This window comes from Nitrosospira sp. CT, assembly GCF_059489795.1.
In genome coordinates, this window is the sequence record NZ_JCAHZJ010000036.1 from 1 (window position 1) to 12,555 (window position 12,555).

Annotated in this window: 10 protein-coding genes and 2 pseudogenes; 8 read left to right on the plus strand and 4 right to left on the minus strand. The window is 52.5% G+C overall.

Annotated elements, in window-relative coordinates; translation table 11 throughout:
- From AC52W5_RS05605 to AC52W5_RS05620, 4 genes and pseudogenes are all read left to right on the plus strand, one after another.
- A pseudogene (locus AC52W5_RS05605) lies at positions 1–108 on the plus strand (IS5/IS1182 family transposase); the annotation flags it as partial.
- A gap of 106 nt (positions 109–214) precedes the next feature.
- Positions 215–421, plus strand: a complete 207-nt coding sequence (locus AC52W5_RS05610) for a YqaE/Pmp3 family membrane protein (RefSeq protein ID WP_495670284.1) — start codon at positions 215–217, stop codon at positions 419–421.
- Between the two features lie 804 nt (positions 422–1,225).
- The gene (locus AC52W5_RS05615; protein WP_495670285.1) at positions 1,226–4,408 is read left to right on the plus strand and encodes an efflux RND transporter permease subunit; all 3,183 of its coding nucleotides are present in this window, start codon (positions 1,226–1,228) and stop codon (positions 4,406–4,408) included.
- A gap of 55 nt (positions 4,409–4,463) precedes the next feature.
- Complete coding sequence (locus AC52W5_RS05620; protein WP_495670286.1) at positions 4,464–5,561, plus strand: efflux RND transporter periplasmic adaptor subunit; 1,098 nt, start codon at positions 4,464–4,466, stop codon at positions 5,559–5,561.
- A 52-nt stretch (positions 5,562–5,613) separates the two neighbouring features.
- On the opposite strand, the gene AC52W5_RS05625 is transcribed toward AC52W5_RS05620, so the two are convergent.
- Complete coding sequence (locus tag AC52W5_RS05625; RefSeq protein WP_495670287.1) at positions 5,614–6,222, minus strand: thermonuclease family protein; 609 nt, start codon at positions 6,220–6,222, stop codon at positions 5,614–5,616.
- A gap of 115 nt (positions 6,223–6,337) precedes the next feature.
- A complete protein-coding gene (locus tag AC52W5_RS05630; RefSeq protein WP_495670288.1) occupies positions 6,338–6,757 on the minus strand; it encodes a surface-adhesin E family protein in 420 nt (139 codons plus the stop codon).
- 51 nt (positions 6,758–6,808) lie between these two features.
- Here AC52W5_RS05630 and AC52W5_RS05635 point away from each other — a divergent pair.
- A pseudogene (locus AC52W5_RS05635) lies at positions 6,809–7,168 on the plus strand (transposase family protein); the annotation flags it as partial.
- A 13-nt stretch (positions 7,169–7,181) separates the two neighbouring features.
- Here the strand turns inward: AC52W5_RS05635 and AC52W5_RS05640 are convergent.
- Both AC52W5_RS05640 and AC52W5_RS05645 read right to left on the minus strand, forming a co-directional pair.
- Positions 7,182–7,829: a YMGG-like glycine zipper-containing protein gene (locus tag AC52W5_RS05640; protein WP_495670289.1), complete on the minus strand. Its 648-nt coding sequence runs from the start codon at positions 7,827–7,829 to the stop codon at positions 7,182–7,184.
- Positions 7,830–7,897: 68 nt separating this feature from the next.
- Positions 7,898–8,299 (minus strand): hypothetical protein, encoded by a 402-nt coding sequence (locus AC52W5_RS05645; protein WP_495670290.1) that lies wholly within the window; start codon positions 8,297–8,299, stop codon positions 7,898–7,900.
- A gap of 326 nt (positions 8,300–8,625) precedes the next feature.
- Here AC52W5_RS05645 and AC52W5_RS05650 point away from each other — a divergent pair, with 326 nt between their 5' ends.
- The 3 genes from AC52W5_RS05650 (at position 8,626) to AC52W5_RS05660 (ending at position 12,445) form a co-directional block, all read left to right on the plus strand.
- Positions 8,626–9,108, plus strand: coding sequence for a hypothetical protein (locus AC52W5_RS05650; protein ID WP_495670291.1), 483 nt, complete (start codon positions 8,626–8,628; stop codon positions 9,106–9,108).
- 179 nt (positions 9,109–9,287) lie between these two features.
- The gene (locus tag AC52W5_RS05655; protein WP_495670292.1) at positions 9,288–10,001 is read left to right on the plus strand and encodes a protein-L-isoaspartate(D-aspartate) O-methyltransferase; all 714 of its coding nucleotides are present in this window, start codon (positions 9,288–9,290) and stop codon (positions 9,999–10,001) included.
- 5 nt (positions 10,002–10,006) lie between these two features.
- Complete coding sequence (locus AC52W5_RS05660) at positions 10,007–12,445, plus strand: spermine/spermidine synthase domain-containing protein (RefSeq protein ID WP_495670293.1); 2,439 nt, start codon at positions 10,007–10,009, stop codon at positions 12,443–12,445.
- Positions 12,446–12,555: the final 110 nt, after the last annotated feature.

A 12,555-nucleotide genomic window follows, 5' to 3' on the forward strand; every position in this document is an offset into this window, starting at 1 on the left:
CACCTGAAACGCTGGCGAGGCATTGCCACCCGGTACGCCAAAAACAGCGCATCATTCCTTGCCGCCATCCAGATCAGGTGCATCGCCCTCTGGCTCAAAGTCTCGTGACTACACTATCTAGTTCCGCGGCATGGCCGGGGCTATCGTGTTTATTTATCTTTTTTGTGGGATGGGCAATAATAGCCATTAACGCCTCCCTTGAAAGGCTCTGCGTATGCGTTTGATTATTGCTTTGTTCCTCCCTTGGCTAACCTTCTTCACAATCGGCCGGCCCATTATGGGCGTTATCTGTTTGCTTCTGCAAATAACGCTTATCGGCTGGATTCCTGCGACGATTTGGGCAGTGTACGCATTGAGCCAGTATAAGACGGATCAAAAAATTGAAAAAGCTCTCGGTCAAAAACGTGCAGATCCTCCGTAAGAGGTGATAACACGGTCAGTTCTTTACCAATCGTCATACTATGCGCCGAAGTCGAGTTAGAGGGATAGCCTGCTTCTATTTCCCACTTTGATGCAATCAAGCTTGATCTGGCGAGACGCTGTCTTCTTTAAGCGTTCGTTCTCTTCCTGCAATTGTTTGAGCTGTCTTGCCTGATCGCTGTCCAGCCCCGCTTACTGCAGCACCCTTACCCCTGATAGGAGCAGCTTATTATCCATTATGCCCCGATTATGTGAGTGTCCTCCCTGAACACTTTCTAAGTTACCTGTGTTAAAGAGATAACTGTTCGCTTTCCCACATCATGTAATAAAGCTTATGGCGATGATATGAGTTCAACATCTTTTTATTACAGACAGAATGATAAAGATCAGTCGCTGGCTAACCGGAAGCTTTAGCCGAGTCCAAGGAGGGCGCGAGTCTTAGAGGCAATGGGCTATGGAGTGAGCCGGCCTGCCGCCCCGCGGGATTTTAGGCGCAACAAGCGCGCACTGGTTACGGAGGAACGGTGCGGAATTCCCCTTTGCAGGTACCAGGTACAGGATCGAACCAGCCTACTGCGCCCTGCCCGATGCCGCTCTTGTCGACTTGAGGTCCTACTGTCAGATTAAATCTGAACTACTACATTTTTAATACCGCCGCCGCATTGAGCTTTACCCCCTATTCCGTGCTTAGCGGGCCTGGAAAAATTCCTGATACCCGTAACTCGTTTCTCAAGGAAATTATCTACTCATCTATGATTCCTGACACCCTTCCTTTTGGGAAGCTTGCTTCGATAGAAAGAACCTCGTGATTGAGATTGTCCGGGTTGCCTTACGGCGCCCGTATACGTTCATCGTACTGGCGCTTCTCATCCTGATTCTGGGACCCCTTACAGTTTTTCGGACTCCAACCGATATTTTTCCAGATATTCGTATTCCAGTAATTGCGGTTGTATGGCAGTACACTGGCTTGCCCCCCGACGAGATGGCGGGACGTATTACTACACTATTCCAGCGCTCATTGACGACGACAGTCAATGACATCGAGCATATCGAAGCGAATTCTTATGCGGGTTCTGGAATTGTCAAAATCTTTTTTCAGCCTGGCGTAGACATAGCAGTCGCCAATGCTCAAGTTACAGCGATCTCGCAAACCGTGGTGCGGCAGATGCCCCAGGGAACAACGCCGCCACTGATTCTCAACTATAACGCCGCAACAGTCCCCATCCTTCAGCTCGCGCTATCCGGCAAGGGTATGTCCGAGCAGGCTCTCGCTGACCTTGCCATGAACACCATCCGCCTGCGGCTGGTGACGGTACCCGGCGCTGCGATTCCGTTTCCATATGGCGGAAAAACCCGGCAGATACAGATTGATCTCGATCAGGAAGCACTGCAAGCACGCGGGTTAAGCGCACAGGATGTGGGAAACGCCCTTGCCGCACAAAACCTGGTTACACCAATAGGTACACAGAAAATAGAGGCATTTGAGTACACACTTCAACTGAACAATGTGGCCACCGCAATCGAGGATCTCGGTGATCTCCCCATCAAGGTTGTCAACGGCGCAACAATCTATATCCGTGATGTGGCGCATATTCGTGATGGCAATGCGCCGCAGACCAATATCGTGCACGTCGATGGCACGCGCTCTGTGGTAATGACCATATTGAAAAACGGCATGACATCCACACTTGCCATCGTTGCTGGTATCCGCGCCAAGCTGGATGAAATAAAACCTGCTCTGCCGGAGAATCTCGAGATCAAGCCCATCAATGACCAATCGTTTTTCGTGCGGGCGGCAATCAATGGGGTGGTGCTGGAAGGGGCTATCGCGGCTGTATTGACAAGCATCATGATACTGTTGTTTCTCGGCAGCTGGCGTTCAACGGTAATCGTGGCGGTATCGATCCCCTTATCGATTCTCGGAGCCATCATCTGCCTTGCAGCCTTGGGGGAAACAATCAACATCATGACACTTGGCGGACTTGCTCTTGCTGTTGGCATACTTGTCGATGATGCAACCGTGACGATCGAGAGTATCAATCTACATCTGGAACAGGGGAAAGAAGTTGAGGAAGCGATCATGGATGGAGCTGCGCAGATCGCGACACCGGCTTTTGTGTCCTTATTGTGTATCTGTATCGTTTTTGTGCCGATGTTCTTTCTGGAAGGAGTTGCGCGCTTTCTATTCGTACCAATGGCAATGTCAGTCATGTTTTCAGTTGCCTGGTCTTTCATTCTCTCCCGCACTCTTGTCCCAACCATGTCCAAGTATTTATTGCATCCGCATTCATCCTGGGACGAGAGCCAATCATCACGCAATCCGCTAGTACATTTTCAGCGCCGCTTCGAAGCACGCTTTGAACATTTTCGAGCCCGTTACCGTGAATATCTTGAATTTACGCTGGCACACCGGTACCCGTTCATATGTGGATTTCTCGTCTTCGTGCTTGCTTCTTTTTTATTGTTACCCTTTTTAGGGGAAAATTTCTTTCCCGCAGTGGACAGCGGCCAGATTCTGATGCATGTGCGTACCCCGGTTGGCACTCGTGTGGAGGAGAGTGCCAATCAACTTGCTCAGATCCAGAAATCCATCCGGGAAATCATTCCACCCGATGAAATCGACGTAATGGTGGACAATATCGGTCTTCCCCCGAGTAGCATCAACTTGACCTACAACAACACAGGGGTGATGGGTACTCAGGACGGAGATATCCAGATTGCGCTGAATCCCGGACATCAACGTACCGAAGATTATGTGCGCAAGCTGCGCGAAGAGTTGCCGCGCCAGTTTCCAGGAGTGGCATTTTCATTTCCCCCGGCTGATATCGTAAGCCAAATCCTGAATTTCGGTTCGCCTGCGCCGATCGAACTGCAGATACGCGGCATCGACCTGGAGGCAAATTTTGACTATGCCGGATCGTTGCTGCCCAAGATTAGGGCGATTTCTGGCGTTGTGGATGTTCGTATCCAGCAGTCCCGCAGGAGACCTGTTTTTAACGTAGATGTTGACCGAACTCGTGCACAGGAAATGGGAATTACCATGCGTGATGTCACGAATAGTTTGGTGGCCAATCTCGCTGGCAGCAGTCAAGTGGCGCCCACTTTCTGGCTAAATCCCCAGAACGGCGTGCAATATCCGATAGTGATGCAAACACCGCAGTATCGCCTCGATACGCTCGGCGCCCTTGCAGGCATTCCGATCGGGGGTATTGACGGCAATTCACAAGTGCTTGGCGGGCTTGCCAGTTTCACGCGCACCAGCGGTAATGCATTGGTCAGCCAATATGATATTCAACCGATGGTGCAAATCCATGCGACGACGCAAGGAAGAGATCTCGGTGGGGTGGCAAGTGACCTTCGTCGCATCCTTGCCGATACTGCAGGTGAGGTGCCAAAAGGGTCAAGAATCTTACTGCTTGGCCAGGTAAAAACCATGGAAAGTGCTTTCTCTGGATTGTTGTTTGGTTTGCTTGGCGCAATCGTATTTATCTATCTGCTGATCGTTGTGAACTTCCAGTCCTGGACTGATCCATTCGTTATCATCACCGCATTGCCTGCTGCGCTTGCTGGAATCGTATGGATGCTGTTCATTACACACACTCCAATCTCGGTGCCAGCCTTGACCGGCGCAATCATGTGTATGGGTGTAGCAACCTCGAATAGCGTGCTGATGATCAGTTTCGCGCGGGAACGGTTAAATGCGATTGGAGACGCTACTGCAGCTGCGCTGGAAGCCGGCTTCGTGCGTTGTCGACCAGTCCTGATGACCGCTCTTGCGATGGTCATAGGGATGCTACCTATGGCGTTAGGTCTTGGCGAGGGCGGTGAGCAGAATGCCCCGCTTGGCCGGGCTGTGATTGGGGGCCTGATTTTTGCCACAGTTGCAACGCTGATCTTCATTCCTGTCGTTTTTAGCGTTATACATGAACGGCATTCCAGGAAACGCATATCTGCCACCTTCGACGCCCTAGAAGCCGATGCTACCTGACTCTTCAGGGTCCCGAATCTCAACGCGGAGACTCCTTGTTCTTGGTACAGCTGCGATGATCATCATCGTTGCTATAGTCACAATTGGTCTTATCAGTCGTGTCTCTGCAAGCAAGCAGCTTCGCAGCTGGACCAGTGAACAGGCAATTCCCGTTGTCGCAGTCATCACACCCGGCATGCAGGAAAACACTACATCCCTTGATCTACCTGGTCGCCTGCAGCCATATTCCCGCGCAATCCTATATGCACGCGTGAATGGCTATCTGAAAAGCTGGAAAGCGGATATCGGGACTCAGGTGAAGGCCGGCCAATTACTTGCCGAGATCGAGACGCCAGACCTCGATCAGCAGTTGTTACAGGCAAAGGCTGATCTTGCCAGTTTAGAGGCGACCGCATCGCTGGCAAAGACTACCGCGGAACGATGGGAAGCATTATTGAATTCCGGCTATGTTTCAAAGCAGGCGGCCGCGGAAAAAACAGGTGATTTCATGACCAAGCAAGCATTGGTTAATGCTGCTCGTGCAAATGTAAATGGCCTGCAAGTATTGAAATCTTTTGCGCGTATCGTTGCGCCGTTTGACGGGCTCATCACTGCCCGACTAACAGACATCGGTGCACTCATAAACAGCGGCAGTGGAACAGGGCAAGAGCTTTTCGAGGTGTCGAGTACAACAACATTGCGTGTATATGTCAATGTGCCGCAGGTTTACGTACCCGGCATCTCCCCCGGCACCAAGGTAACTATCGCTGTGCCGGAGCATCCGGGCAAGACTTATACTGCTGCTGTTGTTGCATCGGCACAAGCTGTCAATAATGTGTCCAGTGCGACCCAGATACAAATCCAGATCGATAATGCGAGGGGAGAGTTACTTCCAGGTGGATTTGCAAATGTGAATTTCAGGTTACCTAATAATAGGCCTACGATGAGCGTACCGGCAAGTGCTCTGATATTCAACAAGGCGGGTTTAAGTGTGGCAACGATTGATCTTGATGACAGAGTTGTACTGAAACCTGTCATGATCATGCGTGATTTGGGCAAACTCGTTGAACTCAGCGCAGGTTTGAAGCCCGATGATCGTATTATCGAAAATCCACCGGATGGAATTTCAAACGGAGACAGAGTTCGTATCAGTAGTATTTCTTCACGAAACTGATGATGAAAGTGTGGGGCAGTGGAGGATACGTTTCCTGGGCTTTCTTATATCCTCATTTTTTCATTGAGGGGCCAGACCAGCTCCGCTGGGAATGCCACCCCCGCGAATGCCATTCCCAGGGTGGTACGGGTGATTCATATGACCACAATCCTCGCTTTGCAGCGCGCGCTTCTTCCTGAAGCTGATTGAGTTCCCTATCCTCCACCGATTGGTCTGCTACCCATGCCATTCCTCGCCGCACCTGCTCGGCGTTAACATTCACTCCATTACACTTAACCTTTGCCAACATGCGCCCATAGTAATCCTTGCTTATTGAACTGAGCTCTGCTTCTACCCAGAAGCATAAGTCATGGAGGGATTGTTTGGAATCAATAGCAAATGGCTGATTTCCTTCCGGGGCGTCTACCCCTGCCAGGCGTACCCTTACCAACTCCTGATTTATAACAACGCTGATCGAGTCACCATCAACAATACTGACTGCTTTTGCCCGTATTATTTCATCGGCAGAGTCAGCGGCTGAAAGAGGCAAGGCAACAAGGGTTGAAAGCGCAATGACCGCCGAGGTCATCATTGCTTTGAAGGGAAGTTGCTTGAGCCGGAGATACATTCTTTCAGCAGGGAGGAGGAGTGCCGCAAGAATGGGAACAAGTTTTTTCTTCATCGCGGCGTGTCCTTTCAAGCACAACTCACTTACAAAAGGCTGCACTTCCTATAAGTCATCCTGGAGCAGGTTTATCGAATTCCCCTGATACTCCATATAGCCTCGTAGGAGGACACTACTTCTTACACACCAGCTCCAGCAGTGTCTCCCCTATAGTGCCGGCTATCACCTTCGTTACTGGCCCTTCCTCTATTGAGGAGGACATAATATCTCCCCTACCTCCATACTGCGAATAGTGCGTGCTTTGCCGGGTGTAATAGGATCTATTCTTGCAATTGTACCTATATTGAAACTTGGTCGACTTGGAGGGGGTCCTGGTATTAGGGAAGTCGGACATTTCCCAAACATCCACAGTATTGCCGTGCCTCCTGATGCTCGGCATATGGACAAAAAAGACCTCCTTGTCAGTTGTCGCCACAACTTTCCATCCTGCCCCTGGGTGAGGGTCGTTCAGCGTATTATCCTGACCGCGTGAAACCAGGGGGAAAGAAACAGAAACAACTAAAAAAACCAGTCCAAATAAATACATCGTCATCAGTTGAGTGTGGCGCACGCCACTTCGCACGTCTTGTTATTCTGGTTTAATTCAGCCCACCCTGGCTATCTTGACAGTCAGGACACTTTCTATGCAGGTACGATCAAGGGCGTTGGCAGATTCTATCAGCAGACCTTCATCGATACCTACTCCAAGTGGCCCAAGCCAAACTCAACCAAGCTCGGCCAAGCCATACCAGCAAGATATCCATTACAGCTGCCGATCTGCTCAACGACCGGTGCCACCTTTCTTTGCTGAGCAGACCAGAGTATTGAGTACTGCGGGAAGCCCGAAACCCGCGATTACCAGCTCTACCTTGCGATCAACGACATCGAGCACTCACAAACCAAGACAAATCATCCGGCGACTAACGGCATTCTTGAGGCATTCTTGAGGCATTCTTTTAACGATTGCAATTCAGGCCTTAATACCCCTTGGCGCGCATGCAGGCAGAATAGGCAGCCTGATACTGTCCATCATGGGATTTGGTCTCGTTGAGACCATAAAGAGTTCCACCAGCAACGCCCGTTATACTACCAATCGCAGCGCCCTTGCCGGCACCTTTTCCTCCGCCGGCGATCGCTCCGCCTGCAGCGCCTACAGCCGCCCCCAGCGCTGCGCCGAGCGCTGCATTCTTGAGTACTTCTTCGGCTTTGCTGTTCACCTGCTCGCTTGCATAGCGGTTGCATTCATTCATGACGGACTGAGACGGGTAGGACGAACGTACCGGCTGCGGGGGATATGCCACCGGGGGAGCATAGGACGGGGGAGGCGGAACCGCAGCTGCGGTATTCTGGTTCGATTGCGTTACTCTGGGTCGTTTTGGAGGTTCAGGTGCAGCTTGGGCGATTGGGGCCGGTTCGGGGACTGAAGCAAGAGGCTTTTTCTCTGCTTCGGAAACCGGAGTTTCGCCGGCAGGGGAAACCGCCTCAGTCTCAGCCTCAGAAGCCGCGAGCTCAGGCTTGGAATCGGAATCAGGCCCCGTGATGAATAGAGTCGATGCAACGCTTGCACCCACCAGCAATATTCCAATCGTTGCAAACTTCCAATAGTTAACCGCTTCGTTCGACATCACATCTCCTTCCAAAAAATCTTTTTCTGCTGTTGCTCCTGGTCTTTTCCGTCGCCTAGGGACAATTCCTAGTAATCCGCATCCTTGCCATGGCCCTTGTGACCTTCGTGACTATTGTGACCCTTCGGTCCCTTACTGGATTTATCCTTCTTGCCCTTGTCGCTGCTCTCATGATCATGAGGACTTTTATGCTTGCCTTTCCCGGCATGATCTCCATCGTCCGCTCCATGCCCCCTCCTCCGCTCATTCTGGTTTCTCCAGTCGGCACGATCCTGCCCGCGCGTCGCATCAGTAGACCACTGCGCGTTCGAGTTCTCCATGCCGTGCTGGCCCATATGCTCGGATGCCGTTCCTCCGGGGTTTGCATGTTCAACTCCCTGATGCCCGTCGTGCTTCCCGCCACCGTTCCGTGCCAGTACCGGAGTTGCATACGCAATTGCCGCTGCCAACAATATTGCCAAAATCCGCATCTTCATCTCCTCTTGTTGAAATTATTTGAACTGAATTCACATCTCACTCGTGGCGATTATCTTCGTGTGTTGCCGCAATAGCTATTGGACTTAAGTACAACAGTCTTACAAGACGGACTATCTGGTGAGTGACTCTGGCTGCTCCTCCTGCACCAATAACGTGATACTACCTCGTCCGTTTACCGTCAGAGAAAATATTGTGAAATTTTTGTGAAATTTTTGTAACGGCAGGACAACCGATTCGAAAGTGGCGCGTTATACCTTCTGCAGGTTGAAATAGTGAGGCTCGGCTCTTCGTTAATTACTACTTTGGAATGGAGATCTTCATGACAAAAATAAAATTCGGGTGTCTTGCACTCATGCTGTTCATCGCAGCTCCCTTGAGTCCTGCGTGGGCCGGCAGAGGGCATGGTCACGGCCATCATGGTCACGGCCATCATGGTCACGGCCATCATGGGCACCACCACCACGGACATCATCACCATCGACACGGCGGAGGTGGGGGTTGGGGCTATGGAGTCGGAATCGGTCTTGGGCTGGGTCTGCTGGGTTACGGCTTGAGTTCCTATGCTGCTCGTCCCTCGTATCCGCCTGCCTACAGCTATCCTCCGGCAGGCTATGGGTATGCGCCTGTCGTCTCAGTTCCCGCTGCTCCGCCTGTCTATATCCAGCAAGGGGTCGTGCAAGCACCGCCACAGGCTCAGGCCTCAAACTACTGGCATTATTGCCGGAACCCGGAAGGCTACTATCCTTACGTGAAAAACTGTCCCGGTGGATGGCTGCAAGTCGCACCCCAGCCTGTGCAATAGCAAATTGCCATGATTACTCCTCCTGCGCCTCCACCTCGGCAGGGTAAGGTTTTTAGTTTTTGATAGGCCTTATCATCGAACCGTCTGCCAGTCCTGATATACCCTGAGCCAAGCAATGCGCCGCAGCGAGTAAGGCGGCGCATTTCAGCAGGTTGCCGCAAATTTGCTTTAATGAATTGATGAATCGGCAGTTTGCGGCAGCCGCTTTCGGCGCATTGATTTATTTCGGTTGTGCTATTCCGCTGTCAGCTGCGGAATATGAGGCCTTGCGCCAGAAAATGGTGAGGGAAGTGATTGCCGCATCCGGTAATTCTCCTCCCGGAGCAAGTATTGTAGCGGCAATGGAAAAAGTAGAGCGTCATCGCTTCGTACCTGCCTGGCTCTCCATATTTGCGTATCGCAATCATCCACTCCCGATCGGCCACGGACAGACAATCTCACAACCCCTCATCGTCGCGCGGATGACCGATCTGTTGAAGCTCAAGAAAGACGACAAGGTTCTTGAGATCGGTACAGGCTCGGGTTATCAGGCTGCTGTCATGGCGGAGATCGCAAAATCGGTTTATACCATTGAAATCATCGAGCCTCTGGCAAACGAAGCTGCGCGAAGATTTCAATCGCTGGGCTACGACAATGTGAAGACCCGCATAGGGGATGGTTATTACGGCTGGCCGGAAGCGGCGCCGTTTGATGCCATCCTGGTAACGGCTGCCGCCAGTCATGTGCCTCCTCCTCTGCTCAAGCAACTGAAGCCCGGCGGACGCATGGTAGTGCCATTGGGCGCACCTTTCATGACCCAGTACCTGATGCTGGTGGAGAAACAGCCGGACGGTTCAGTTACCACCCGTCAAATTGTCCCGGTTCGTTTCGTTCCGCTCAGGGGCGGGCATTGATCATCATGTCCTTGCCGCGTCCGCCCTTTATTGCCATCGGACTGCTCTCCGCCTGCGTACTGGCATATGAGGTATTGCTCACGCGCTTGTTCAGCATCGTGCTGTGGCACCATTTTGCCTACATGATCATCAGCGCGGCGATGCTGGGCTACGGAGCGAGTGGCACGGCTCTCACACTGTCACGAGAAAAAATTGCCAGATACATAGGCCCTATCTATCTTGCAGCCGCCATCGGCCTCGCTTTTCTCATGCCCGCGGCGTTTCTGCTGGCACAGGAAGTCCCGTTCAACCCCCTCGAACTGCTCTGGGATCCATTCCAGTTGACGCGCCTGCTCTCCATTTATCTGCTCATGATGCTGCCCTTCTTCTGTGCGGGAACAGGTATCGGCCTCATCCTTTCGCATTTTGGGCAGCAGGCTGGGCGCGTTTACGCCTTCGATATTATGGGGGCGGGAATAGGCAGCGTGTGTGTTATCGGCGTGCTGTTTCTTATATCACCACACAACCTGCTTATCGTCCTCGCCGCGCTGGCCCTGTTTGCCGCCGCTATCGCCACAGTGGAGATGAGGATACGACCCAGCTGGCTGTGGGTTGTCCTTCTCGGGCTGGCTTTCCTGGTGTTGGTGGCAATTCCCCCCGGCTGGTTCCATGTGCATCCTTCCCCTTACAAGGATTTGAGTCAAGTCCTGAATATTAAGGGCGCGCAGGTGGTCGAGGAACGTTCCAGTCCACTGGGACAGATTGCGGTCGTGGAAAGCCCGCGCGTTCCTTTCCGTTATGCCCCTGGCATGAGTCTTAACGCGCTGGAAGAACCGCCGGATCAGCTGGGCATATTCGTGGATGGAAACGGCCCCTCCGTGCTGACGCGCTTTGATGGCCGACGTGAGCCACTATCCTATCTCGACCAGCTTACCTCGGCGCTACCTTACCATGTGCTGCAACGCCCTCATGCAGGCCCGCATGTGCTGGTGTTGGGAGCAGGAGCGGGCAGCGACGTTCTGCAGGCCCTCTACCATGGCGCGATCAGGATCGATGGGGTAGAACTCGACCGCAACGTCATCAATCTCGTCGAGGAGTGCTTCCATTACTTTGGGGGAGATATTTACACATTGCCTCAGGTGCATATACACGCGGCGGAAGCGCGCGGCTTTGTTAACGCAACCCGCAGCCGCTACGATCTGGTTCAGGTCGCCCTGCTGGATTCGTTTGGTGTTGCCGCCGCGGGTGTTTACGGCCTGAGTGAAAACTACCTTTATACCGTGGAAGCGTTTCAAACCTATCTGAGAAAGCTGACGCCGGGCGGAGTGCTGGCCATTACGCGCTGGCTGACCTTACCACCGCGAGATGCCCTGAAATTATTCGCGACAGCGATAACCGCCCTGGAGCGAAGCGGCGTAGACGATCCAGGGGCGCACCTTGTAATGATAAGGGGTTGGAAAACGGTCACGCTGCTTATGAAGAACAGCAATTTCACGGTGGCGGAGATCGAAGCGATCAGGAAATTTTGCCGCGAGCGCTCATTCGACACAGCCTATTACCCGGAAATGCGACCTGAGGAAGCAAATCGCTACAACGTGCTGACCCAGCCCTACTTCTTCGAGGGAGCAACCGCATTGCTGGGTGGGGACCGCCAAGCCTTTATCGACCGGTATAAATTCTTTATTGAGCCTGCCACCGACAATCAGCCTTTTTTTTTCCGTTTCTTCAAGTGGGATTCACTGCGCGAACTGCTCGCCCTGCGGGAACAGGGAGGCATGCCGCTTCTGGATTGGAGCTATCCACTGCTGGTGGCAACGCTGATCCAGGCGTTCGTTGCGAGCGCTGTTCTCATTCTGGCACCCCTCCTGGCATCAAAGGCACGTCGAGCACTCCCTCCTGCGCAAGTCGCTTTGTACTTCCTTGCCATCGGCCTGGCTTTCATGTTCATGGAAATTGCATTCATCCAGAAATTTATACTGTTTCTGACTCACCCGTTATATGCGATCGCCGTCGTATTGTGCGCATTTCTGGTATTTGCCGGCGTGGGAAGCTGGCTTGCCGGGCGCTTGCAAAAGCGGTTTCGAAAGAGTGGACATCTGACTGTTGCAGTAATGGCAATAGGAGCCCTTGCACTGCTCTATCTCGCTATCCTGCCCAGCCTGTTTGATACGCTGATCCATTTATCCGATCCGGCAAAAATCGCTATTTCAGTAGCGTTGATCGCGCCGCTTGCGTTTTGCATGGGTATGCCCTTTCCAACCGGAACGATGAGGTTAGCTTTCACTGCACACGAGGCGATCCCCTGGGCTTGGGCAATCAACGGCTTCGCCTCTGTCGTGGGAGCGGTACTTGCCACTTTACTGGCTATTCACCTGGGGTTCGCCTTCGTGATCCTGTTGGCGGTAGCGATCTATAGCTTGGCTGCGTTTGCGTTGAGGGGGTTTCCGGAGGGAATCGCGGAGTAGGTTGGAACTCCTTTGCCAGCACAAGTGGACCCTTCAACAAGCTAAGGGCGAACAGGGATGGCGAGCTCAGTGAGCAGGATCAATGCGAAGGATACGTGCTGTAAGCTGAT

What these genes read in the sequence shown, in the direction of transcription:
- AC52W5_RS05655 (WP_495670292.1), top strand. Translation starts at nt 9,288, where the DNA reads ATGAATCGGCAGTTTGCGGCAGCCGCTTTCGGCGCATTGATTTATTTC.
- AC52W5_RS05640 (WP_495670289.1), bottom strand. Translation starts at nt 7,829, where the DNA reads ATGTCGAACGAAGCGGTTAACTATTGGAAGTTTGCAACGATTGGAATA.
- AC52W5_RS05650 (WP_495670291.1), top strand. Translation starts at nt 8,626, where the DNA reads ATGACAAAAATAAAATTCGGGTGTCTTGCACTCATGCTGTTCATCGCA.
- AC52W5_RS05620 (WP_495670286.1), top strand. Translation starts at nt 4,464, where the DNA reads ATGATCATCATCGTTGCTATAGTCACAATTGGTCTTATCAGTCGTGTC.
- AC52W5_RS05630 (WP_495670288.1), bottom strand. Translation starts at nt 6,757, where the DNA reads ATGACGATGTATTTATTTGGACTGGTTTTTTTAGTTGTTTCTGTTTCT.
- AC52W5_RS05660 (WP_495670293.1), top strand. Translation starts at nt 10,007, where the DNA reads ATGTCCTTGCCGCGTCCGCCCTTTATTGCCATCGGACTGCTCTCCGCC.
- AC52W5_RS05610 (WP_495670284.1), top strand. Translation starts at nt 215, where the DNA reads ATGCGTTTGATTATTGCTTTGTTCCTCCCTTGGCTAACCTTCTTCACA.
- AC52W5_RS05645 (WP_495670290.1), bottom strand. Translation starts at nt 8,299, where the DNA reads ATGCGGATTTTGGCAATATTGTTGGCAGCGGCAATTGCGTATGCAACT.
- AC52W5_RS05625 (WP_495670287.1), bottom strand. Translation starts at nt 6,222, where the DNA reads ATGAAGAAAAAACTTGTTCCCATTCTTGCGGCACTCCTCCTCCCTGCT.